This is a genomic window from Neisseria animalis (assembly GCF_900636515.1).
Lineage (GTDB): Bacteria > Pseudomonadota > Gammaproteobacteria > Burkholderiales > Neisseriaceae > Neisseria > Neisseria animalis.
In genome coordinates this window covers 1,228,483-1,250,527 of sequence record NZ_LR134287.1, presented here as the reverse complement: position 1 = coordinate 1,250,527, position 22,045 = coordinate 1,228,483, and the positions used below count along the sequence as shown (strand labels likewise).

General features: G+C 50.8%; 24 protein-coding genes. 9 read left to right on the top strand and 15 right to left on the bottom strand.

Translation table 11 applies throughout. The features are described 5' to 3' along the window. Window positions 1-191: 191 nt before the first annotated feature. A complete protein-coding gene (gene folB, locus EL111_RS05855) occupies window positions 192-542 on the bottom strand; it encodes a dihydroneopterin aldolase (protein WP_123796300.1) in 351 nt (116 codons plus the stop codon). Window positions 543-601: 59 nt separating this feature from the next. On the opposite strand from folB, the gene plsY reads away from it, so the two are divergent. Both plsY and EL111_RS05845 read left to right on the top strand, forming a co-directional pair. After that, a complete protein-coding gene (plsY, locus tag EL111_RS05850) occupies window positions 602-1,207 on the top strand; it encodes a glycerol-3-phosphate 1-O-acyltransferase PlsY (protein WP_123796301.1) in 606 nt (201 codons plus the stop codon). A gap of 546 nt (window positions 1,208-1,753) precedes the next feature. After that, a complete protein-coding gene (locus EL111_RS05845; RefSeq protein ID WP_123796442.1) occupies window positions 1,754-2,080 on the top strand; it encodes a hypothetical protein in 327 nt (108 codons plus the stop codon). Window positions 2,081-2,104: 24 nt separating this feature from the next. On the opposite strand, the gene EL111_RS05840 is transcribed toward EL111_RS05845, so the two are convergent. The 13 genes from EL111_RS05840 to EL111_RS05780 form a co-directional block, all read right to left on the bottom strand. After that, on the bottom strand, window positions 2,105-2,872 hold the full coding sequence (locus tag EL111_RS05840; protein WP_162843018.1) for a DNA adenine methylase: 768 nt from the start codon (window positions 2,870-2,872) through the stop codon (window positions 2,105-2,107). A 50-nt stretch (window positions 2,873-2,922) separates the two neighbouring features. Then, window positions 2,923-3,030 (bottom strand): Com family DNA-binding transcriptional regulator, encoded by a 108-nt coding sequence (locus EL111_RS05835; protein WP_123796416.1) that lies wholly within the window; start codon window positions 3,028-3,030, stop codon window positions 2,923-2,925. A 134-nt stretch (window positions 3,031-3,164) separates the two neighbouring features. Then, a complete protein-coding gene (locus tag EL111_RS05830; RefSeq protein WP_123796432.1) occupies window positions 3,165-3,623 on the bottom strand; it encodes a hypothetical protein in 459 nt (152 codons plus the stop codon). Continuing rightward, entirely contained in the window at window positions 3,623-4,219 is a 597-nt protein-coding gene (locus tag EL111_RS05825; protein WP_123796431.1) for an HI_1402-related protein, read from the bottom strand. The genes EL111_RS05830 and EL111_RS05825 overlap by 1 nt, the downstream gene beginning before the upstream one ends. Window positions 4,220-4,227: 8 nt before the next feature. Beyond that, window positions 4,228-6,240, bottom strand: a complete 2,013-nt coding sequence (locus EL111_RS05820; protein ID WP_123796430.1) for a putative phage tail protein — start codon at window positions 6,238-6,240, stop codon at window positions 4,228-4,230. Continuing rightward, the gene (locus tag EL111_RS05815; protein WP_126325844.1) at window positions 6,241-6,819 is read right to left on the bottom strand and encodes a phage tail protein; all 579 of its coding nucleotides are present in this window, start codon (window positions 6,817-6,819) and stop codon (window positions 6,241-6,243) included. It lies immediately after the preceding gene. Then, complete coding sequence (locus EL111_RS05810; RefSeq protein ID WP_123796425.1) at window positions 6,812-7,978, bottom strand: baseplate assembly protein; 1,167 nt, start codon at window positions 7,976-7,978, stop codon at window positions 6,812-6,814. The genes EL111_RS05815 and EL111_RS05810 overlap by 8 nt, the downstream gene beginning before the upstream one ends. Continuing rightward, window positions 7,969-8,346, bottom strand: a complete 378-nt coding sequence (locus EL111_RS05805) for a GPW/gp25 family protein (protein ID WP_123796424.1) — start codon at window positions 8,344-8,346, stop codon at window positions 7,969-7,971. The genes EL111_RS05810 and EL111_RS05805 overlap by 10 nt, the downstream gene beginning before the upstream one ends. 78 nt (window positions 8,347-8,424) lie before the next feature. Continuing rightward, window positions 8,425-9,003: a phage baseplate assembly protein V gene (locus EL111_RS05800; protein WP_123796423.1), complete on the bottom strand. Its 579-nt coding sequence runs from the start codon at window positions 9,001-9,003 to the stop codon at window positions 8,425-8,427. Further along, complete coding sequence (locus tag EL111_RS05795) at window positions 8,987-10,087, bottom strand: phage late control D family protein (protein ID WP_123796422.1); 1,101 nt, start codon at window positions 10,085-10,087, stop codon at window positions 8,987-8,989. Before EL111_RS05795 ends, EL111_RS05800 begins: the two co-directional genes overlap by 17 nt. A gap of 10 nt (window positions 10,088-10,097) precedes the next feature. Next, a complete protein-coding gene (locus tag EL111_RS05790; protein ID WP_123796421.1) occupies window positions 10,098-10,316 on the bottom strand; it encodes a tail protein X in 219 nt (72 codons plus the stop codon). Further along, window positions 10,313-11,209: a phage tail protein gene (locus EL111_RS05785; protein WP_126325837.1), complete on the bottom strand. Its 897-nt coding sequence runs from the start codon at window positions 11,207-11,209 to the stop codon at window positions 10,313-10,315. Before EL111_RS05785 ends, EL111_RS05790 begins: the two co-directional genes overlap by 4 nt. Further along, window positions 11,209-12,876 (bottom strand): phage tail tape measure protein, encoded by a 1,668-nt coding sequence (locus EL111_RS05780; RefSeq protein ID WP_126325843.1) that lies wholly within the window; start codon window positions 12,874-12,876, stop codon window positions 11,209-11,211. Before EL111_RS05780 ends, EL111_RS05785 begins: the two co-directional genes overlap by 1 nt. Before the next feature lie 229 nt (window positions 12,877-13,105). Between EL111_RS05780 and EL111_RS05775 the strand changes: the two genes are divergently transcribed. From EL111_RS05775 to EL111_RS05765, 3 genes are read left to right on the top strand one after another with little or no spacing between them, the layout of a single operon-like run. Further along, window positions 13,106-14,578, top strand: coding sequence for a DUF935 domain-containing protein (locus EL111_RS05775; RefSeq protein WP_126325839.1), 1,473 nt, complete (start codon window positions 13,106-13,108; stop codon window positions 14,576-14,578). Next, window positions 14,578-15,483 (top strand): phage head morphogenesis protein, encoded by a 906-nt coding sequence (locus tag EL111_RS05770; protein ID WP_123796437.1) that lies wholly within the window; start codon window positions 14,578-14,580, stop codon window positions 15,481-15,483. The genes EL111_RS05775 and EL111_RS05770 overlap by 1 nt, the downstream gene beginning before the upstream one ends. 2 nt (window positions 15,484-15,485) lie before the next feature. Continuing rightward, window positions 15,486-15,926, top strand: coding sequence for a phage virion morphogenesis protein (locus EL111_RS05765; protein WP_123796436.1), 441 nt, complete (start codon window positions 15,486-15,488; stop codon window positions 15,924-15,926). 572 nt (window positions 15,927-16,498) lie between these two features. Here EL111_RS05765 and EL111_RS05760 read toward each other — a convergent pair. Beyond that, window positions 16,499-18,214, bottom strand: coding sequence for a proline--tRNA ligase (locus EL111_RS05760; protein ID WP_123796177.1), 1,716 nt, complete (start codon window positions 18,212-18,214; stop codon window positions 16,499-16,501). A gap of 411 nt (window positions 18,215-18,625) precedes the next feature. Between EL111_RS05760 and fghA the strand changes: the two genes are divergently transcribed. From fghA to EL111_RS05740, 4 genes are all read left to right on the top strand, one after another. Then, window positions 18,626-19,468, top strand: a complete 843-nt coding sequence (gene fghA / locus EL111_RS05755) for an S-formylglutathione hydrolase (RefSeq protein ID WP_123796176.1) — start codon at window positions 18,626-18,628, stop codon at window positions 19,466-19,468. Between the two features lie 223 nt (window positions 19,469-19,691). Beyond that, window positions 19,692-20,651: a tRNA 2-thiocytidine(32) synthetase TtcA gene (gene ttcA, locus EL111_RS05750; protein ID WP_123796175.1), complete on the top strand. Its 960-nt coding sequence runs from the start codon at window positions 19,692-19,694 to the stop codon at window positions 20,649-20,651. Window positions 20,652-20,936: 285 nt separating this feature from the next. Next, the gene (locus EL111_RS05745; RefSeq protein ID WP_123796174.1) at window positions 20,937-21,428 is read left to right on the top strand and encodes a DUF456 domain-containing protein; all 492 of its coding nucleotides are present in this window, start codon (window positions 20,937-20,939) and stop codon (window positions 21,426-21,428) included. Window positions 21,429-21,463: 35 nt separating this feature from the next. Continuing rightward, window positions 21,464-22,030, top strand: coding sequence for a peptidylprolyl isomerase (locus EL111_RS05740; protein WP_123796173.1), 567 nt, complete (start codon window positions 21,464-21,466; stop codon window positions 22,028-22,030). The last annotated feature ends 15 nt before the right edge of the window (window positions 22,031-22,045 follow it).

The window sequence follows — 22,045 nt, the reverse complement described above, 5'->3', positions numbered from 1 at the left end:
GGGTTGCCTGCCGTATGCGTTGTTTGAGTATCGGAAATTGTATCGTCATTTAACGCGGAATGATACAGCCTTGCTTCACCTTGCCGTACCGCTTGTACTGCTTGCGGACTTGCCGCCCTATCTCATTCTGCATGACAGTATGATTCCACTATCATATCAACCAAGCGGAGCGGCTGTTTTGCAGACGGCCTTCAGCCCCGGCTGCGTTCAATTTCCACGCCGACTTCCTGAACATTCGGCAAAATACCCGGCTTGACGACACGGACGCGCACCCATAATGCGCCGAAATCCTGCAAAATCAGTTTGGCAACGTGTTCCGCCAACACTTCAAGCAGCATAAAATCCTGACCGGACAAACTGCCCCGCACCGCCTCGCATACCTCGCCGTAATGCACGGTATCGCCGATGTCATCGCTCACAGCAGACTTCTCCGGCACACCGATTTCCAAATCTAAAACCAGTGTCTGCCGCTGCTTGCGCTCCCATTCGTATACCCCGATTAAGGTTTCCGCCTTCATGCCGCGTAAAAAGATTTTATCCATTTGCTTGCACCCGTTTTTTCGTTAGAATAGCCGTTTCATTTTAAAATAAAGTCCGCGCAATGTTCAATCTCGCTGCCGTCATCGTTTCTTATTTAATCGGTTCGCTTTCCTTTGCCGTCATCGTATCCAAGTACTACGGCATGGACGACCCGCGTACTTACGGCTCGGGCAATCCGGGCGCAACCAATGTTTTACGCAGCGGCAGGAAAAAAGCAGCCGCACTCACATTACTGGGCGACGCGCTTAAAGGGGTTGCCGCCGTAGTTTTAGTGCGCTGCCTGCAAGAACCTTTGGGTTTGTCGGAATCCGCTGCGGCCTTTTCGGCTGTTGCCGTTTTGCTGGGACATATGTATCCGCTGTTTTTTGGTTTTAAAGGAGGAAAAGGCGTAGCAACCGCATTGGGCGTGCTGCTGGCGTTGTCATGGCCTACCGCGTTAATCAGCGCCCTAATCTGGCTGGTGATGGCGTTCGGATTCAAAGTATCTTCACTTGCCGCATTAACGGCAACCGTAGTCAGCCCGATTATCGCCTTTTTCCTGATGCCGCACACTTCTTGGGCATGGGCGACCGTCGCCGTTGCCCTGCTGGTGCTGTACCGCCATAAAACCAATATTCAAAACCTGTTGCAAGGCAAAGAAAGCAAAATCGGCGACCGAACAAAATAAATTGTTTGTTTGTTGATAAAAAGGCCGTCTGCAAATATGGTTTTTGGATTGTCCCCAAAATCTTAGAGATTATCAAAGTCACTAAAGCAACGATTTTTTAAGCAGTCATTTCAACCTGAGTTCTGCATCCCACAGGACTCAGGTTTTTTTAATCTCAAGCTGTATATAAAAGCCGAGTAGAAGCTGCTTTTAGCCTGTTTCTCGATGTGGAGCAAATATTTGGGAAGGAGGGGCTTTCTCAACTTTGCAAGACTGAAAGCTTTTGCCGCTTACTTGTTATAGTCATTTAAAATAAGAATGATACAGCGTTGCTTTGCCTTGCCGTACTATGTGTACTGTTGAAGCCGCGCGAGAAAAATCGGCGCGTTTTGCGAGATAAAGTGTTTTTTATTTTATTTCACATGGTGCAACTTTATTGCAAATCCTGCCAAACAAAGGCAGGATTTTTTATATCCGCGGAAACATCGCACTCCGATTGCTCGGCTCTTTGATATAGCTACGGTAACATGTGCTCACGTTAAATAAAATACATTACAGGAGCGCGATATGGATTACTACCCAAGCATGGAACGAGATAGCTTGTTTTACAAAGAATTTGCCAACCACTTTGATTATCGCAATAAACCCTGGACAGCCTTTGTTAAAGCTGCCCGCCGAATCTCTCAACGTCTTGATGTAGATATTGAACGAGCAGTTGATTTTTTAAATAGTGACGATGGTGGTCTTTTTGTGATTGAAATGATTGAATTTGCCGAAGCCGGTAAAATAAAGCAAGATATCGAATACCTGACCGATGGGGCAATTGCCACTTTCCGCGCGATGTCGTCTGCTCCTAAAATGTGGACAGATTTGGAACAGCAAGCAAGAGGGTAAGATGCCGCTCTTGCTTGGACAATTTTAATAGTTGCAGATGACCAGCTCACCGCTGGTCTTTTGCGTTTTATCACGGCCTACTGAATAGGCCAGCTCTAAACGTGTCATGCGGAAATCTTTAAATAGCTCCCGAATGTCTGGGTGGTCGTTGATCGAAAGCATAACCTTGCCTTTACTCTCGGCCATCATCTTGGCCAGTAGCTGATACTGCGTCCAATCAAAGGCACGGTCATAACCGGCGGTTTGCCAATATGGTGGGTCAGCGTAGAAAAAGGTGTGTTCGCGGTCGTAGCGTTTGAAACACTTTTCCCAAGGCTCGTTTTCGACAAACACGCCATTGAGCCGTTGCTGCGCGGCTTTTAGGCGGTCGGCGATATCGGCGGCAGTAAAGCCTCGGCCGGTGGTGGCTGTGCCGAAATGTTGGTCGACGGTTTTTCCACCAAATGCGGTGTGTTGCAGATAAAAGAAGCGAGCGGCTCGCTGGATATCGGTCATCACATCGGGCGGTGTAGATTGCAGACGGGCTTCTTCGCGGCTGGTCAATGTCCACTCAAATTGGCGCACAAACTCGTCAAAATGGTGCTGCACCACGCGGTATAGGTTGATGAGCTGACCGTTGATATCGTTGAGCACTTCGCACTTGGCCGGTTGCGGCCGCATGAAGAATAGTGCCGCACCACCGGCGAAGAGCTCAACGTAGCAGGTATGCTCGGGAAACATCGGAATCAGGTGTTTGGCCAAACGGCGTTTACCACCCATCCAGGGAACAATTGGCAGAGGCTTTTGAGTCATGATTACTCCTAATATATAAGTATCGGTACTCAAAGGCACTCAGGATTGAATTATTGAGTTTTAAACTGATTGAGCAATTTGCAGCGCGGGCACTTGATTTCAAAGCAGCCACGGCCAACAGCCAATAACTTAAAACAATTTTTGCAACGATGTTTCATTTTTCACAGATTCCTTGTCGTTAGTGATAAAATCACCGCACCTCGCGAGGTCGGTAAAAAAGGCTAACGCAGGTCAAGTCTGCTGAAGCTGGCGCGGAGAACGGTGGTAGGACACCGCCGCGCAGCCGTTTTCTTTACATTTCTGCCGTCATGCCCGCCAAATCATTGGGTGACAGCCGCCACGGCTCGGCAAAACCCAAAACATACCCGCACCACTCCGAGCAAAACCACTTATCCGGCCGGTTGCCGACGCGCAAGACCACACCAAGTGAGCCGAGCACATCGTACGACTTGCCTTGTGTCATCAGCCAAATCATCTGCAATTTGGCAGTTAACACGTCTGTTGCTGGCAGCTCAATTAAATCCCACTTATCCGACGGCAAGCGCATGGTTTTGCAGCGCACACCTCCATCACGCAGGCTTGATGAGTAGCACTCAAACACGCCATCCCCCAAGGCCACGGCAATCTCACAGTGTGAATAAATGCCGCGCGTGGCTTTGCGAACCATCCAATCCGTAAAGCGCATGGCCAACGCCTTAGGGGTACGACCTGATTTGCGGCCTTTATATAAGGCCAAATAGACTTTTACCATCAGACGGCCTCCGGCGCAGTAAACGCAATCACAATCTTATCCAGCGCCGCCTGAGTTTTGGCCGCCTCAATCTTGCTTTGCAAGGCTTGTCGTTGTCCGGCAACATGGGCGGACAGTGCGGAATACGCCAAGGCTTTGCGCAAGGCGGCGGCTTTTAGCTTGTCAGGCTCCATGCCCCGGGCGGCGGCTATGCCGTCTAAAATTGGCGTCACCGCTGATTTATCGGCTGCCCATGCTTTCGCCTCAGTAGCTTGCAGCGGCCATGTGGCAAACTCAAAATCAGGCACCATATTCGCCCCTGACTGCTGATTAATAAAATCTTGAGCAGCGGCATTTAAGACAACAATTTTGTCAGATTTAAAAGACTCAAGCATAGCAGTGGCGCCAACTGTATTTATCGCCCATTGGCCATCAACAACTTGGTAATTTAAATTTGGCGGGGGGCTATCCATATCATAAATAACTTTGCCATCAGACCATGCGTAACCCTTGGGAATATCTGCCTCCAGAAGAAAAAAACCTGGACTTAACTTGACTGGCTGGTCGGCTCGAATTTGCTCGAGATGGCCTGCCGAATTAAAAATTAAATACATCATACCCTCCCTTAATTAACCGTCTTAACCCAATTAGGGTTATTACCATCAGTGCCGCGTTGTACCCACTCTTCACCCCATTGCGACGTACAGACCGTGCCGATAGGTGCTTTAATAAAAGGCTCACTGACAACAGGATTGCCCGCTAAATAAATGCGTTTATAGGCGTCCAGCTGCACATCACCCGTTAATTTATAACCCTCATCCATCAAATCGATAGTGTATTTACACCCTGACCAAACGCCGGTGATTCGGTCGCGGGCTTGGCGTTTCATGCGGATTGCCGTGGCCTCGTTGTTATTAACATTAGCAATAAATGCTGTATCAACAACCAATCGAGCAGCCGAAGAATCTTTGAAAATCGCAGGGATTTCTTGGGCGGCTGAGACGACTAAATTATCGATACTAACCATGCACGCGGCTGTTACTGTATTTCTTATCTCGATTGCGCCCTGATAACTATTGTTCAGCTTGGATTTAAAAACAGCGTTTTTTAAATTCGTCTTGCCAGCACCTTGCTCAATCACAATATTTGCCGAGCCATCTACAGTAATACCATCAACAACCACGCCGTCTGCACCATAAATGAGTAACGCAACCGGATTCGGCAGGTGGCTATTACCGGTCGGGCTTTTGACAATAAAATCGCGGAAAACTACAGATTGAGGAGCATACCCGCTCTTACCGGTCGGGTTATGGCCTACACTTGCCATGCCGCCGTAGGCGCAGTTTTCGGCTGTGCAATTATCAAAAGTGATTGATTCGGCCGGCTTGGTTGTAGCATGGCCTTTGCTTTGATAACCACAGTGATAACCTTTAGCCAAGCAGCGACGGAAAACAATATGTGAGCTCCCCTCATCCGCCTCAAACCCTTGTTGAGTATTGCCCAACGGGGAGACCGATCCGTCGAACAAGGCCACGCAATCCTCAAACGTGATATGTCGGCTGTTATGAGTGGTAAATGCGTCATCACGATAAGGATTGGCCGCGACGCAGCCTTTGACGGTAATATATTCGGACTGGTTGACCGCGTTGGCGGTCACGTCTCCATTGTCCAAGTACTGGTCGGCACAAATATCAAAACAATGTAACGCCGCGTTGATAGAGCGAATATTAGTCAAACTAGATAATCGCACCGCCGAAAATTTAATGCCGCAGGCTTGATTGTTAATGGCCGTACCAATCGCATAGCGGCCGCGCCAATCGGCATCGACAGAAAAATGGCTCAAGTGGATGTCAAAATCATAGCCTGTTCTCACTGCGTAATTGTTTGATTTATTTGTAATCAAATTCGCAATCGCAGGCAGCTTTGCATCTGCCTTTAATATTGTTTTATACATGCCTGCGCCCTGAAAAATCAGTCCTGTCGGAGTGCGTAATTCTTGCGCGGTCAGGTAAGTGCCTGCCTCCGCCGTTAACATGTAACGACCCGCGCACAAATCAAACGCGCCTTGGATTTGCGCGCCGCACTCGACTCCCGGATAAGCACCAAAATCTGCTAAAGATAACGTATTGCCCTCAATCTGACGTTTCCATCTAGTACCATTTTCGGCGACGATAACTAATCCACCATCATCTCGGCTGGTGTTATCTAGATAGTCGGCCACAAAAATACCGCCGCCAAGACCAGGCTTATGCTTATAATAGCCATTAACCGCAACATAGCCTTCGATTCCAGCATACTTTCTTAATTCAGCAATACTTGCCACGCTCACGCTGGCGGCAGAAATTGCATCTAAAACCCCCTTAGGCGTAACAGCATTCGATTCATCATTCAATGTCAATTGACTAACCAACTGGACAAGGCCAAAATTTTCCAGCGTACCTCTTTTACTCGATAACTCAACAAGTTCCGCGGCGGCGTTTTCATAAGCTTTTTTTAACCACTGCGTCCGCTGGCCAAGTTGCTTAGCTTGACGGTTCGCCACGCCATCCGAACCACCTGTAACAGGGTCGGTCATCTCAATTTGATATAAATCATCCACCCACTCAGGTGTCACTTTGTCTTCTTGGATCGTTGCCATTTAAGCCACTCCGAAATTGTAATCGCCGTCAAAATCGACTTTGCCGTTGTAATACAGCGGTGTATCTTGATAATCCAAACGCACCAATACACAGCGGGCAGGTGCGAAGGCCGGTAGGGTTTCCCGCAACAGGCTCGCTTCCGTATTGGTAATCGGTCGGTTGAAAATAATTGAGTAATGCGCCCACAAACGGTGGTCGCCATACATATAAATACCTTTGTGATTAATACTGCCGTCGTAGATTTGGCCACCCAATCCCTCAATCAGCTTGATTTCGCCAAAACCTAAACGGCGGCAGATTTCACGCACCGCCCAGGGTGTGCCTTTTCGGCGGTGTAAAAACACGGCATCTTTAATCAGCTTGCGCCGTGTTTTATTGTCTTTGGCCAGCCAGTAGCCGTCCGAACCAACCATACTGCGGCTCTCCGCCAGCAGCTCAAGGTGGTTGTTATCCACTTGTTCGAGTAAACGAGGCATGAGCTTGGTTAAGGCAAGCTTGCGATAGCCAAGACTGAGATTGGCCAAGCGTGTAAAGCGCGGGTCTTGGGCGATAATCAAGGCGTATTTGAGCTTAGCCATCTTGTTGCTCCATATCGACCGATACGCTAAACGATACGCACCGCGCCCATTGGTTAGGGGCAATCACGATGACATCGCTGTCGCGTAACTCGCCGCGCTCATTGGATAAAATAACGTTGTACACGCCACTAACCTTTAAGGCCGTCTGAATATCCAATGGCACCACATCTTTGCCTAGCTTGGCATAGCGGGCAGTTTCGTAGTCTGACCAAGCTGCGCTGGCAGCGGCTAAAACTGATTTAGAATCAGCACCTTTGAACAATACCAAGCGGGCATCGATTTTGTATTCCACCACTTCGGGCGCGCGTACAATCACAGTGTCACAGAGCGGCCGCACCGTCTCATCGCTCAATGCCACCGATACCTTGTCAATCAATTCTTGGCGGGGCAGACCGTCCGTTGCCAGCAGCGTAACGGCCACCGTGCCACCAATCGGATTACCGGCAGAATCAACATCGTTGCCGACATGGACACCGGCAATGGCCTGCGAAACACGGCGGGCATAATACTCATAGGCTTTTTTCGGACCACCTACTGAAAACGCCTCAAAAGCCAGCAAAATCCGCTCGCGATAAGCATCGTCGCTCTCAATGATGACGCCGCCGGAGGGGACAGTAATATTGCTGACCTTAACGTCGATATCAGCATGCAGCGGTTTTGTCAGCGTGTTAATTTGGCCGATTGCCCAGCCGTTTCCGGCCGTGCCGGTTGTAGTGCATTGCGCCGGTAAATCAACCGTATTTCGGCTAGACGATAAAGTTGCTGATGTGGTTGTTTCAAAAATCAACTCGCCCACAATGACTTGAGTGCCGGTCGGAATAAACACCGGCTCCATGGCCAAGTTGGCCTCACAAGAAAATCGCAAGGTGGTTAAGGCAGGTTGAGCCTCTAAGCGCGGTGTATTGACATCATCGCCACACAAATCCAACATCAAGCCGGTTGCAAAGCGGACGTGCTGCTGGCGATACGCCTCATTCACTTGCTGCCGAGTCAATGATTCTCGGTAGGCGTATACGTTAATTAGCAAACGCTCAATATGCGCCGGTTGCAGTGCCTTGCCGCTGTCTTGTTCATACTTGGCAATAATCTCGGCCAAGATGGTCGACAAATCATCAGCCACGACCTTGACGTCTTCACGCTTTAAAGTGCTTAAATCCATGCTGCATGCTCCAAATTCAGCGTTGTGCCGTAGATTTCACCGGATACGTCATCTGCCACGCGCCAGCGCACGGTCATGGTGATGTGCGGGGCATTGCCGCTAAACGTCACTTCATCCACCACTGCCCGCGTTTCCCAGGTCTGAATGGCCAAAACCACTTCGCGCACGATATTTGGCACAAATACGTCTTCCGGCGTGTCAATGTAGTCAAAATGATTGCTGCCGAAATCGGGGCGGGTCACATCTGAGCCTTTGCGGGTGGACAAGATGTTGTGGATACACAAGTCGATATCGTCCACGCCCTGCGCCAGGCCGCTGCCACCGGGGGCAAGCTGCCAGTGCTTGGAAATGGGCGTATCGAATTGCATAAAAAAATCCCTGTATCGTTTTGATACAGGGATTCTGCCTGAAGCCGCATAAAGCTGATTTTAATGCGTTTTAAAACCTTATTTCGGCGGCGATGTTGTGCCACCCGAGTCGCCGGTGTGCGTGTGACCAGGTAAGCTGATGCCTTGGGATTTAATATCGCCAGTAGCCTCAATTGCGCCATCAATTTTGGCCGCCGCACCACTACCACCTTGACCAGACATGCCGGCGGTATAAGTAAACAGACCTTCAACCGTCAAGGTTTTTTTCACCACGGCATCGGCATCAATTGTCACCACGCCGTCGGTTTTGACCAGTATATCTCCCGTTTTGCGGTCGTGTTCAATAATCGTACCGTTTTTAAAGCGGCGTACCCATTTGTCTTTGCTGCTGGCCGGTGGCTTATCGGCTGCGCTGTAAATAGCGCCAATCACGCAGCCGTTTTCGCCACGGGCGTCCAGCAGGCAGACAACTTGCTCGCCCTCGTCGGGCAGGCTGTAAAACTGATTGCCACCGGCGGCCGGTGTAGCCATAGGCAGCCAGTCGGTTTCCATGTCTTCTAGGGCAGGGATTTTGACGCGCAGATTGTGACCGGCTTCATCCACCGCCGATACCACGCCGAATTGCAGGGTCGCCCCAAAATCATGCGTTTGCTGCATCCTGCTGCTCCTCATCATCGATATACTCAATCATCTTAATTTCCAGTTCGGTGGTGTAGCCGCTGCTGCGGCGATACTCATGCCGCGCCTGTTTCACCAGATACTTACCGGAAAACTTACCCATGTCTTTCAGGCGCACGGTTTGACCGGCCACCAGCAGCGCATTACCAAACAATGTGATGTTTCCGGCGCATTGGTCGTCTTGCGCATCAGCCAAAGCCGCATCGGCGCGGGCATTGAGCTGCGTTTGGCTTTCGCCTTTATTCGGCACGATTTTCAAGGTGTCGCCGGTGTGGCCACGTTTGGATTTCGGGCGCAGAGACTTGGTTTTACGCGTAGCCGACACCGTTTTCTTGGTTTTCGGGTCGTAGCCGCGCATTTCTACTTGGGTCGGTACACCTTTAATCAAATCGCGCAGGCGGATTCGGGTCATGTCTTCAGGACTCAATATCACCACCGCTTCACGCTCTTTCAGCCTGACGTTGTCGGCGAATACCAGCTTATTCCCGACAACCTTAAAGGTGTGGCCATACTCTTTGGCCAAACGGCTCAAAAACTCAATATCGCGCTCCTGATACTGGGTCACACGCTTGATTTTGATGTCTTTCACTTGCCCAGCGGGCTGCAATTTCAGATGGCCTGCCACTTGGCGCACAATCTCGGCCAGCGTGGTATTTTCATACGCACGGCCTTTTAAAGTGCGGCTGGCCTTGGTAATGCCCGCCGACAACGCCTTCAGGCTCACCGTTGATGGTGGGTGGTTGTATTCAATTTCCGCAATCTCAAAGCTGCCCAAATCTACCAAGCCGGTAAATTGGTCGCCCAAGCTCAATGCCAGCGCATCGCCTTGCTCCGGATACCAGCCACGCAGCCAGCGACCGTCCACATCTTCAAATTCGACCTGCAGCTCATCAGATTGCCCCTCGAGGTAATCTGTGTAAACAAATGAAATCAGATAGGGGGCAATGTCGCCTGTAATATCCTTGTTTTCGTAGCTCAATGTGAAATCCGGCTTGGTTACCGGATGAGTGCCACCCGTACCGCCTTGAGCGGCCAAGCCGGACAAGAAACCTTTAATATCCATTTCAACCCTTTCAGCGCATCCAAGGCGGCAAATCGGCCTGACTGTTTTTCGGCTTGCTTTCTAGCACCGGCACAAACACCGTCAAGCCGCTGACAAACTCTTCGGCCAACGGTAAATGTGGATTGGCCGCAATCAGGCCGTCAATCAGCAAAGCGTTGCCGTAGTGTTTATGGGCAATCAAATCCCAGCGGTCACCATCTTTGGTCGTATAGCGTAAAACCGCGCTCATCCATCACTCCTTGTCGCCAGCCAACCGGTCAACTTTTCAACGGCCGATGCACCATTAGCCACCGCTTCGGAGGCCGTAGTAATTGAGTCTCCAGCCGCATCCAACCAGCCGCCGATAGTTCCGCTCTCGTAACCTGCACGCATGCTTGCCACCGTACTGCCGAGCGCATTTCCGGCTGCACCAAGCTGCGTGGCCATTTCAGCCGCGCCGGATAAATCACCCAACAAAGCCGTTACTTCCGGTAAACCATTGAGCTTGCCCAATACATCACCGCCCACGCCGAGCGCATCGCCGATTAAATTCAGCGCACCGGCGGAATCATTGCGCAACTCTTTAGCCGCCGCGATGATGCCTTGCATTTGCTCTATGCCGTTTTCTGCCGCACGATAGACTTTCACACCGGTTTCAACCGCCTGCATCACATCTGCCGCTTGCGCCTGTACCGATTCGGGCAACAGTGAGAGCAATGGGTTTTGCTTGCCGCTGATAATCGCCGGAGTCGGCAGCGGATTATTCGGGTCACCGACAAATTCCGTCAGTTCGATATCCAGCTCACGCGCGGCCGTGCGGCCTTTACTGTCCTGAATCAAGGTGCGCTCGGTCAGGCTCTCAATGACAAACCAGCCGACAAAGCGGCCTGAGCCATAAACCAGCGACACCGCCTGCTGCGCTTCCAAAGCTGCCAGCAAACCCTTATAAGCCGTGTCGGGATTGCCCAACATCCAATGCAGTTTTAAGCCAAAGCGCAGTGTGGTTAGGTCGTTTTCCATCGCCTGTAAGCGCGGGCGGCCTTTTAATACCTCGTGCTTGGCAAACTTGGCCGAGTGCTGCGCTTCCAAGCTGGCAAAGCTTTGCAAGGTTTCAAACCTCACATCCCCCAACATTGCATACATCAGAAAGCCCTCCGCTCACGGTCGGCCATCATGCGGTGAAACAACGTTTCAAATTCGCGCAAGCCCATTTGCAAGGCCGTCTGAATTTGAGCAGGGTCTCCGCCCGGCGCGTTGATGGTCGGGTTGAAATGAATGGTCACGCCACCGGCAGCCGCAGCCTGTCGCGCTTGCTCGAAATCGGCGCGGCTGCCGGATACCCGCGCGGCCACATCGGCACGCAGCTGGCCGATACGGCTTCCGAAACTGTCTTTCAGACGGCCTGCCCATGCACCGACCGTACCGATTGGCCGGTTGGCCGTGCGACGGATACCAATATCCAAACCTTGGGTAATAAAGCCACCAAAACGTCTGAACTCACGACTCGGCGAATGAATATCCATCACCGCTTGGAATTTGGCCTTAATCGAATTACCGATAGAGGCAATCGTGTTATATACCGCTGCGGCTGCTGATTTAATGCCGTTAATCAAACCCTGAATCAACATACGGCCAAAGCCGGTAAAGGTTGACGGCAAGGTGACACCAAACCAGCTCATCACACTGGCAAATGCCTGATAAAACAAACCGAGTGGCGAAAAATTGAGAATAGTGGCCGCAATATTACCGATGCCGCTGCTGAAGAAAGCCGTGATTTGCGCCCAAAGTCCGCTGAAAAATATCACCAAGCTTTGCCACAACGCTTTTGCACCGGCCACCACTGATGCCCAGTTGTTGTAGAGCATGTAAGCGGCAACGGCCAACAGGCCAAGGGCAAGGAAAATCGGATTGGCCATTAAGAAGGCACCCAATTTCAAAAATGCCGAACCGAGCATGGGCAGAAAACGGATAACAGATATAATGCCCCGCCCAAAAAACGACATGGTTTTACGAACTGCTCCCAATAAGGAAATCATTGGAGAAACGGCCTTGGCTGCAGCTATCCAACCCATCGAGAACACGCCCATTACGGCAGTAAACGCAGAAAAACCGATAATCAACCCGGCAATCACGCCGCCAATCAACAACAAGCCATCGACGACTTCCGGATTCTTAGCCGCAAAATCGGCTAAATTTTGGGTAAGATTTCCTATAAATGCGGAAACCTTATTAATCACGGGTAGCAGTCGGTCTCCGACTACCGTTTTCAGCTCAGCAAAGCCGTTTTTCATCAGCGTTAGGCCGTTTTCAGTAGTGGCCGAACGTGCAGCAAATTCTTTCTCCATGCTGCCCATAAATTCAGGCTTGCCGCCTTTACCGGCTTTTTTCAGCTCATCAATGGACTTCTTATAGGTATCCAAGCCACCAACCAACGCAGCCACATCGTCGGCATATTCCAAGCCGAACAAATCGACCAATGCGCCCATCTGGTTTTCTTTTGGCAGCTTTTCAATCTGTCTCAGAAAATCCATCAGAGCCTGCTCGCCGTTTTCGGCAATCGCTTTTTTCAGGGCTTTGGCATCTGTACCCATACCCTCCAAAACCGCCTGAAATTTCTTTCCCTGCTTGTCGGCCGTCATCAGCTTGGTCAGCATACCGTTGATGGCCGTACCCGCTACTTCCGGTGTTTTGCCCAAGCTGATAAAGGCGTTGGATAAAAAGGCGTGCCACGCATTCCCGACACACGCACCAAAGGACAAGACGGCAGAAAACGCCACGGCGACGCGGCGATTGCCTTGGTGTTGGCGCATTACGCGAGTCGAGAGCTGAATGCCGGGCCAGTACGCGTGGCCAGCCGAAAAATCAAACGCCGCAGCAGACTGACAAACTGATTTACCCGTTATTGTGGCTGGTAGGTGTTTTTATCCGCGTTACAAGCCTAAAAAAACAGCGCAGATGGTATTACTGTGGCTGCGTTCTATTCCAATAATTTGGCATTCCGTTTTCAATTTGATGTATGAACCTTAAGGCCGTCTGAAAATGAAAAAACCGCATTTCAAACTCAAAACCCAACACGGCAGCGTAACCTTCAAACCCGAGGATTTAAGCGGCCACATCGCCGTATCGCGTCAGTTTTTAAACGGCTTCGGCGGTTGGCTGCCGAATCCCGACCCGATTTTGCGCAAGATGGGCAAACAAATCTCTGTTTACCGCGAATTGTTGCGCGATGAGCTGGTCGGCAGCTTCGTGCGCCGCCGTAAAGCCGCCGTTGCCCGCCTGGATTGGAAATTAAGTGGCGATGAAGTCGATGAGCGGGTATTGGATTTTGTCGAAAATTGGCTGGTTGCGGATGTTGATGTGTATAAATTTTGCAAAGACATCATGAATGCCGCTTTTTTCGGTTATCAACCGATTGAAATTATCTGGCAGAAAGGCAGTCAATGGCTGCCGTCTGAAATCGTAGCCAAGCCGCAAGAGTGGTTTGCCTTTAATGATGACCGAGAATTGATTTTCATCGAAAACGGCTTGAGCCAAGAGCCGCTGCCGCCTTATAAATTCCTTTGCCCACGTCATGAAGACGACTATCTTAATCCCTACGGTTTGGGTGATTTGGGCTTGGTCTTTTGGCTGGTTACGTTCAAGCGCGGCGGCCTGAAATTCTGGGTGAGTTTCACCGAAAAATACGGTGCACCATGGTTGATTGGCAAAGAGCCGCGCTCCAACACCCACAGCGACACCGAAAAGCTGCTTGATGCGCTAGAAGCCTTAATCAGCAATTCGGTCGGCACGATTCCGAACGATTCGAGTGTCGAAATTCACGAAGCCAGCGGCAAATCATCATCGGTAGATGCTTTCGACAAGCTGCTGAAAGAGTGTAAATCCGGCATCAACATCGCCTTGCTTGGCCAAGACCAAACCACCGACAAAGAAACCAACCATGCCAGTGCCAGCGCAGGCTTGGAAATCGCCGATGATATCCGCGACAGCGACCGCCGTATTGTCGAAGCGGCGTTTAATGAGCTGATTGAATGGGTGGTATCGCTGAATTTCGGCGATGTGGTTTGCCCAAAATTCGAACTGTTTGAAAATGAAGAATCAGGTACAAAAGAGCGTGCCGAGCGCGACAATATGCTGTTCGGTGCGGGTGTGAAATTCACCCCGCAATATTGGAAACGCACTTATGGTTTGGAAGACGGCGATATCGTTGAAGAAGATGCCATCACCCCGACCGCTGCTGATTTTGCCGAAGGTTGGGATGGTGCAGAAACCGATGCGGGCTTGATTTTAGACACGCTCGCGCCGAATACAGCCGAGCTGAACCAGCAAGGCCGCAACCTGACTGCCTTATTGGTGCAGGATTTGCAGCGCGGCGAAACCGAAGACAATATTCTCGACCGCTTGGCCGAGCAGTTCCCGAATATGGATGACACCGCCTTGCAAAACGAACTGGCGCGTGTGATTTTCCTGTCCGGTTTGGTCGGACGCATTGAAGCGGCGCAGGAGATGAGCTGATGACTCCGGAAGACATCAAGGCAATTTTCGGCCTGGAGCCGGAAGCAGCGGTCGAATACCTGAAGCAAAAAGGCGTGGCCGTTTCGTGGGATTGGCAAGACATGCTCGACGACGCGCACGCCACCGCGTTCACCGTGGCCAAAACCGCAGGTATGGACGTGGCCAATGATATTTATCGCGCCGTTGTCAACGCCGCCGAGACCGGCCAAACGCTGGAACAGTTCCAAAAAACACTCACGCCGGTATTACAAAGCAAGGGCTGGTGGGGACGCACCCAAGCAACCAATCCGGACACCGGCGAAGCCCAAACCGTACAGCTCGGCAGCCCGCATCGTCTGAAAACCATCTACCTGACCAACATGCAATCGGCCTACATGGCCGGACGCTATGCCGAAATGATGGATTCTGTGGATACCCATCCGTATTGGCAGTACGTTGCCATCAACGACAGCCGCACCCGCGACAGCCACCGCCGCATGCACGGTCGCGTCTATGCCGCCACCGACCCGGTCTGGAATACCATGTATCCGCCACTCGATTTCCGCTGCCGCTGCCGCGTGCGCCCCTTGTCCCGAGCAGCAGGCGAAAGCCGCGCCTTGCCCAGCCCGACCCTCGAAACCCAAACAGTCGACATCAGCAGCAACGAATACACAGGCGAAGCCCGCTATGCTCAACGCACCGGCTTGCGTATCGACGGCAAATTTGTCGCACCGAGCGCAGGTTTCAATGCCAACCAAGGTCAAACCATGCTCTCACGCATGGCTTCGGTTGCCATTCAAAAAGCCCACGCCGTCCACCCCGACATCGCCCGAATCGCGCTGAAAATCATGATGGGCAATGCCAAATTCAAAGCAGCTTTATCTGCCGCCGATTTAGCATGGGTGCAAAAAGTCTTGAAAGGCTGACCATGATTGAAATCAACCTAGACTCAAAATCAGTAGACCGCAGCTTGAGCCAGCTGTTAACCAACCTAGGCAACTCACGCAAAATGATGAGAGGCGTGGCCACAGAAATGATTTCACTCACCGAAGAAAACTTTGAGAATGAGAGTTTCGGCGGTGACAAATGGCCACAAAGCAAACGCGCGGCGCAAGGCGGCAAAACCCTGCAACTGACCGGCCAACTTGCCGCCAGCATTTCCACCCAAGTCGGCAACGACTTCGCACGAATCGGCAGCAACAAACCCTATGCCGCTATCCACCATCTCGGCGGCCAAGCCGGACGCGGCAGAAAAGTCACTATTCCGGCCAGACCATACCTCCCCATCAACGGCAGCGGCCAACTCCAAAACGGAGCCGACAAACGCATCATCGATATCGCGCTCGAATCACTCAAAGCAGGTCTCTAAAAAAGCAAAAACGGGCAAAATCTGCCCGTTTATTTTCATTACACCCTGTGCAACGCTATTTCACAAATCCAATCCCACCAAAACCCATTTCAGCCCGCTTCATCCCATTTATCTCACAGAGTCTATATATTTATCTCAATGGGTTTCATACTGTCTGCGGCTTCGCTGACTTGTCTCATTCTTATTTTATTCGACTATACTTTATTTCTTCCAAATTTTTAAATAAGTTACCTCAACTCTAAGATACCAAGGCTCTTCAAGAAGAACCGTCGGTGTTTTTTCGTCATTAGGCTTGTTGGCAATAAAGGGATTGTCTGCGGGTATCTGAGTACAACAAAGACTACTGCCGTCATATGCAGCAACCCAACGGTGCAAGTGGGTACGGGAAATATGGAGAGCGTTTGCAGAGCATTGCTGCCTGCTTAAACTGATAACGTGAGACAGCTTGATGTTTGAAGTTTAATATGTATTTGCTCATAAGAAAAGAAAACTGCACCTCAGTTTAAGTTGGTTGAGAGTTCAACTTACAGGGTGCAGTTTATTTTACAGACGGTATTTATTCTAAAGTTATTTTACACTTTCAATGCTTCAAGTACTTTTGCTGTAATCTCGTTTAATGCCACGCTTTGCGGTTCGTTGTCGCGGCGGCGGGCGTATTCGACGTTGCCTTCTTTCAATGCGCGGTCGCCGATGACGATGCGGTGCGGGATACCGAGCAATTCGGAATCGTTGAGCAGCACGCCTGCGCGTTCGTCGCGGTCGTCGAGCAATACGTCTGCTCCGGCGGCAGCCAGTTCGGCATAAATCCGGTCGGCGGCCTCGCGTACGGCTTCGGATTTTTTGTAGTTCATCGGCACGATAACGACTTCAAACGGAGCCATGGCATCCGTCCAGATAATGCCGCGTTCGTCGTTATTCTGCTCGATGGCGGCAGCCACGATGCGGGTTACGCCGATGCCGTAGCAGCCCATTTCCATGATTTGCGCTTTACCGTTGTTGTCCAAAAACGAGGCGTTCAGGGCTTTGGAATATTTGTCGCGCAGTTGGAACACATGGCCGACTTCGATACCGCGTGCCAGTTTCAGACGGCCTTTACCGTCGGGGCTCGGATCGCCTTCCACGACATTACGCAAATCAACAAACTCCGGTTCTGCCGCATCGCGTCCGAAATTGAAACCGGTATAGTGGTAGTCGTTCTCATTGGCACCGATTACCCAATCCGCGCCTTTTTCCGTAGCAAAATCGGCATAGACTTTACCCTTGAAGCCTACGGGACCGAGCGATCCGCCGTCTGCACCGAATTGGGCGCGAATCAGCTCGGGCGATGCCATGGCCAGCGGCGATTTTACGCCTGCGAGTTTTTCGGCCTTGATGTCGTTGAACTCATGATCGCCACGCAGCAGCAGCAACACCAATTCGCCCTCTTCTTCACCTTCGACTACGATGGATTTCAGCGTTTGCTCAACAGGAACATTGAGAAACGCTACCAGCGCGGCAATGGTTTTTACATCCGGCGTGTGGACTTTTTCCAAAGCTTTGCCTGCCGGAGCACGTTCGCCCGACAGCGGCAGTGTCGGTGCCAGCTCGACATTGGCGGCAAAATCGGAAGCATCGCTGTATGCGATGACGTCTTCGCCGCTTTCGGCCAATACTTGGAATTCGTGCGAACCGGTGCCGCCGATGCTGCCCGTGTCGGCGGCAACGGGACGGTAGTTCAGCCCCAAGCGGTCGAAAATGCGGCAGTAGGCATCATACATGGGCTGATAGCCGTCGCGCACCAGCGATTCATAATCGGCATGGAACGAATACGCGTCTTTCATGACAAACTCGCGCGCGCGCATCACGCCGAAGCGGGGGCGGATTTCATCGCGGAATTTGGTTTGGATATGGTAGAAATTTTTCGGCAGCTGCTTGTAGCTGTTGATTTCCTTGCGCACGATGTCGGTGATGACTTCTTCGCAGGTCGGCCCCATGCAGAAATCGGCATCTTTGCGGTCTTTGAGGCGCAGCAATTCTTTACCGTAAAACTCCCAGCGTCCGCTCTCCTGCCACAATTCGGCCGGCTGTACCACCGGCATCAGCAATTCCACGCTGCCCGAGCGGTTCATTTCTTCGCGCACGATGTTTTCCACTTTGCGCAACACGCGCAGACCCATCGGCATCCAAGTGTACAGACCCGAGGCAACGCCTTTGATCAAACCGGCACGCAGCATCAATTTATGGCTGGCAAGCGATGCTTCGGCAGGTGCTTCCTTTAAAGTAGAGATAAAAAATTGACTGGCTTTCATGATGTGGTTTCTGTCTGCTCGAAAATAATCGTATATTGTAACGCAAAGCAACAAATTTTTGACAATTTTTCCGCTGTCAATCCATTATTTCAAAAAATTATCCACTACTTTGTTTTGCTTAGGAATTTTATATAATTGGCGACTATATTTTGAATGATTTATAACATATTGATTTTAAATAATTTATTTTGATTACTTTTTAATCAACTTAAGCGCCGCATTGTCAGTTAAACGTTTTTTCACCTTATACCGATACTATCCACAAAGTTATCCACAAAGTTTGTGTATAGATTACCAAACCATTGAACAGACGGCTTTTAAGCAGCATCAAGGCCGTCTGCAAATTTGCATAAACCGTTCCAATCCCCTATCATTCCGCAGATACTTAATAATATAAAGAGAAGCACTGTCATGACCGCACTTACCCTGATTTCCGAAAATAAACTGTTTAACGGCTCGCAACGCCGCTACCGCCATTTTTCCGAAACCACGCAATGCGACATGACTTTTGCCGTCTATCTCCCCCCGCAAGCCCTGCAAGGCTATAAAGTTCCTGTTTTATACTGGCTGTCCGGCCTGACCTGCACCGACGAAAATTTTACGCAAAAGTCCGGCGCGCAGCGTTTTGCTGCCCAATGGGGTATCGCTCTGGTGATGCCCGACACTTCGCCCCGCGGTGAAGATATTGCCGATGCAGAGGGTTACGATTTGGGACAAGGTGCAGGCTTCTATCTCAATGCCACCGAACAGCCTTGGGCACCCCATTACCGAATGTACGACTATATCGTTTCGGAACTGCCCGCCCTCATCGAATCCGAATTTCCCGTAAGCGACAAACGCAGTATTTTCGGCCACAGCATGGGCGGACACGGCGCGTTGCAAATTGCTCTGAAAAATCCTGAACGCTATGCTGCCGTTTCCGCATTCGCCCCTATTGTCAACCCCTGCCAAACTCCGTGGGGACAAAAAGCCTTTAGCGCCTATTTGGGCGGCAACAGCAACTCATGGAAACAATACGACAGCACGGAATTATTGCAAACAGCTTCCGGTAAGCTGCCGATTCTCATCGATCAAGGCGATGCCGACAGTTTTTACCCGCAGGAGCTGCAACCCGAAACCTTCGTCCGCACCGCCCGCGCCTGTGGATTCGACATACAGTTCAAAATGCGCCCCGGCTATGACCACAGCTATTTTTTCATCGCCAGCTTTATCGACACCCATATCGAGTTTCATGCACAAGCGTTGGGGTTGTAAGGCGGTACAGACATCACAGCTTTGGGCAGAGGTTCATCAGGCTGCTCAAATCATGAGGCGCCCCCCCCCCCCCCGAACGAATGTGCGGCAAGATGAACATATCCGACAATCTGCAAACAGATTGCACAAAATATCTGTTTGCAGACGGCATTAAACATTCGCTTGAAAAGCATTTTCCAGTAAAATACCGTCTTTCCTGCCCAGTATTTTCTATCCCACCATTATGTCTAAAAAAACCAAACAAGAATTAGAAAACAACAAACTCAGCAAACGCCTGCGCCACGCCGTAGGCGATGCCATCAACGACTTCAACATGATTGAGCCGGGCGACAAAATCATGGTCTGCTTATCGGGCGGCAAAGACAGCTATGCCCTTTTGGATATTCTGCGCCAACTCCAAGCCAGCGCACCGATTGATTTCTCGCTCGTTGCCGTCAATCTCGACCAAAAACAACCCGGGTTTCCCGAACACGTCCTGCCCGAATATCTCGACAGCATCGGCGTGGATTACAAAATCGTCGAAGAAGACACCTACTCCACCGTGAAGCGCGTACTGGAAGAAGGCAAAACCACCTGCTCGCTGTGCAGCCGCCTGCGCCGCGGCATTCTGTACCGCACCGCCAAAGAATTGGGCTGCACCAAAATCGCCCTCGGCCACCACCGCGATGATATTTTGGCCACGCTGTTTCTGAATATGTTTTACGGCGGCAAACTCAAAGCCATGCCGCCGAAACTGGTATCCGACAACGGCGAACATATCGTTATCCGCCCGCTGGCCTATGTTAAAGAAAAAGACTTGGTCAAATATGCCGAATTGAAGCAATTCCCGATTATCCCGTGCAACCTGTGCGGCTCGCAGCCCAATCTGCAACGCCAAGTCATCGGCGATATGCTGCGCGATTGGGACAAGCGTTTCCCGGGGCGCATCGAATCCATGTTTTCCGCTCTGCAAAACATCGTTCCCTCGCATTTGGCGGATACCGAACTGTTTGACTTTGCCGGCTTGGAGCGCGGACAGAATCTGAAACACGGCGGCGACTTGGCATTTGACAGCGAAACCATGCCCGAGCGTTTTGCAGACGGCCTTGAAGAAGACGACAGCGAAATCAAAATCGAAACCAAGCCGGAGCGCAAGGTCATCAATATTCTGGCCAGCAAACCGAAAAACGGCTGCGGTATGTAATCTCAATATCTCTGCGGCGTCAAAATATAGTCATTTAAAATAAGAATGATACAGCGTTGCTTTGCCTTGCCGTACTATGTGTACTGTCTGCGGCTTCGCTGCCTTGTCTCATTCTTATTTTATTCGACTATAAAGTCCGGGTGTTTACCCGGATTTTTATTTTTTTGCACAAATCATGCTTGCAGAATTTCGGATTGGCGCAATAATACACGCTGCATTTTTTGCCTGCTTCCGACCATAAAGGCCGTCTGTATATTTCACTCCTTCTCCAACCAAAGGAATACCATGACTGTTGTTTTCATCATTCTCGGCTTGATTGCCGTTACCGCAGGATTGCTCGGCACGATTTATCCCGCCATTCCCGGTTTGGGCTTGATGTTCGGCGGCGCATGGTTGCTGGCTCATGCCGGAGACTACCAAATTTTCGGCTCGACCACTTTGATTTTTCTGGCCATTGTCGCCGTTATCGGCACTGCAATGGATTACGTTGCCGGAATGCTCGGGGCGAAATATACCGGTGCAGACAAACTTGCCGTGTGGGGCGCATTCATCGGCGGTATCGCCGGCGCATTCTTCTCGCTGCCCGGGTTGTTGTTCGGTCCGATGATTGGTGCGGCGGTCGGTGAATTTATTACCCGCAAGGATATGTGGCAGGCAGGCAAAGTCAGCTTCGGCACACTCATCGGCTTCATTATCGGTACCGTTGCCAAAATCGGCTGCGCGCTGACCATCGTATTAACGCTGTTGACCATGTGGATCATCAGTTGGTTTGCCTAAAAGCTTCCCTTTTACCTCAATCCAAAGAGAATATTATGAACATCTTCACTCAAAGCACTTTCTGCGCGCTGATGTTGGCAGCTTCCTTTACTGCCTCCGCGCAAACCAAAGCGGTAATCGACACCAATATGGGCAAAATCGAATTGTTGTTGGACGAGAAAAAAGCACCGAAAACCGTTGCCAACTTCGTCGCGTACGCCAAAAAAGGCTTTTACAACAACACCGTTTTCCATCGCGTTATCGACGGCTTCATGATTCAGGGCGGCGGCTACACAGCCGACATGACCGCCAAGCCTGTTGACAAAGCCATCAGCAACGAAGCCGACAACGGCTTGAAAAACACCGTCGGCACCATTGCCATGGCCCGCACCGGCAATCCGCATTCCGCCACCAGCCAGTTTTTCATCAATACCGCCGATAATGATTTTCTCAACTTTAAAAACAAAACACCGCAAGGCTACGGCTATACCGTATTCGGCAAAGTTACTTCCGGCATGAATGTTGTCAAACTCATCAGCCAAAGCAAAACCGCCGGCCGCGGTTTCCATCAAGATGTACCCGTCAAACCCGTGCTGATTAAAAGCGTGCAGATTTCACAGTAAAATCAAGCGTTAATT

What these genes read in the sequence shown, in the direction of transcription:
- EL111_RS05795 (WP_123796422.1), bottom strand. Translation starts at nt 10,087, where the DNA reads ATGGATATTAAAGGTTTCTTGTCCGGCTTGGCCGCTCAAGGCGGTACG.
- EL111_RS05830 (WP_123796432.1), bottom strand. Translation starts at nt 3,623, where the DNA reads ATGGTAAAAGTCTATTTGGCCTTATATAAAGGCCGCAAATCAGGTCGT.
- EL111_RS05845 (WP_123796442.1), top strand. Translation starts at nt 1,754, where the DNA reads ATGGATTACTACCCAAGCATGGAACGAGATAGCTTGTTTTACAAAGAA.
- EL111_RS05760 (WP_123796177.1), bottom strand. Translation starts at nt 18,214, where the DNA reads ATGAAAGCCAGTCAATTTTTTATCTCTACTTTAAAGGAAGCACCTGCC.
- folB (WP_123796300.1), bottom strand. Translation starts at nt 542, where the DNA reads ATGGATAAAATCTTTTTACGCGGCATGAAGGCGGAAACCTTAATCGGG.
- EL111_RS05810 (WP_123796425.1), bottom strand. Translation starts at nt 7,978, where the DNA reads ATGGATTTAAGCACTTTAAAGCGTGAAGACGTCAAGGTCGTGGCTGAT.
- EL111_RS05770 (WP_123796437.1), top strand. Translation starts at nt 14,578, where the DNA reads ATGACTCCGGAAGACATCAAGGCAATTTTCGGCCTGGAGCCGGAAGCA.
- EL111_RS05820 (WP_123796430.1), bottom strand. Translation starts at nt 6,240, where the DNA reads ATGGCAACGATCCAAGAAGACAAAGTGACACCTGAGTGGGTGGATGAT.
- plsY (WP_123796301.1), top strand. Translation starts at nt 602, where the DNA reads ATGTTCAATCTCGCTGCCGTCATCGTTTCTTATTTAATCGGTTCGCTT.
- EL111_RS05835 (WP_123796416.1), bottom strand. Translation starts at nt 3,030, where the DNA reads ATGAAACATCGTTGCAAAAATTGTTTTAAGTTATTGGCTGTTGGCCGT.
- EL111_RS05800 (WP_123796423.1), bottom strand. Translation starts at nt 9,003, where the DNA reads ATGCAGCAAACGCATGATTTTGGGGCGACCCTGCAATTCGGCGTGGTA.
- EL111_RS05775 (WP_126325839.1), top strand. Translation starts at nt 13,106, where the DNA reads ATGAAAAAACCGCATTTCAAACTCAAAACCCAACACGGCAGCGTAACC.
- EL111_RS05840 (WP_162843018.1), bottom strand. Translation starts at nt 2,872, where the DNA reads ATGACTCAAAAGCCTCTGCCAATTGTTCCCTGGATGGGTGGTAAACGC.
- EL111_RS05825 (WP_123796431.1), bottom strand. Translation starts at nt 4,219, where the DNA reads ATGATGTATTTAATTTTTAATTCGGCAGGCCATCTCGAGCAAATTCGA.
- EL111_RS05805 (WP_123796424.1), bottom strand. Translation starts at nt 8,346, where the DNA reads ATGCAATTCGATACGCCCATTTCCAAGCACTGGCAGCTTGCCCCCGGT.
- fghA (WP_123796176.1), top strand. Translation starts at nt 18,626, where the DNA reads ATGACCGCACTTACCCTGATTTCCGAAAATAAACTGTTTAACGGCTCG.
- EL111_RS05765 (WP_123796436.1), top strand. Translation starts at nt 15,486, where the DNA reads ATGATTGAAATCAACCTAGACTCAAAATCAGTAGACCGCAGCTTGAGC.
- EL111_RS05745 (WP_123796174.1), top strand. Translation starts at nt 20,937, where the DNA reads ATGACTGTTGTTTTCATCATTCTCGGCTTGATTGCCGTTACCGCAGGA.
- EL111_RS05780 (WP_126325843.1), bottom strand. Translation starts at nt 12,876, where the DNA reads ATGCGCCAACACCAAGGCAATCGCCGCGTCGCCGTGGCGTTTTCTGCC.
- EL111_RS05790 (WP_123796421.1), bottom strand. Translation starts at nt 10,316, where the DNA reads ATGAGCGCGGTTTTACGCTATACGACCAAAGATGGTGACCGCTGGGAT.
- EL111_RS05785 (WP_126325837.1), bottom strand. Translation starts at nt 11,209, where the DNA reads ATGTATGCAATGTTGGGGGATGTGAGGTTTGAAACCTTGCAAAGCTTT.
- EL111_RS05815 (WP_126325844.1), bottom strand. Translation starts at nt 6,819, where the DNA reads ATGGCTAAGCTCAAATACGCCTTGATTATCGCCCAAGACCCGCGCTTT.
- ttcA (WP_123796175.1), top strand. Translation starts at nt 19,692, where the DNA reads ATGTCTAAAAAAACCAAACAAGAATTAGAAAACAACAAACTCAGCAAA.
- EL111_RS05740 (WP_123796173.1), top strand. Translation starts at nt 21,464, where the DNA reads ATGAACATCTTCACTCAAAGCACTTTCTGCGCGCTGATGTTGGCAGCT.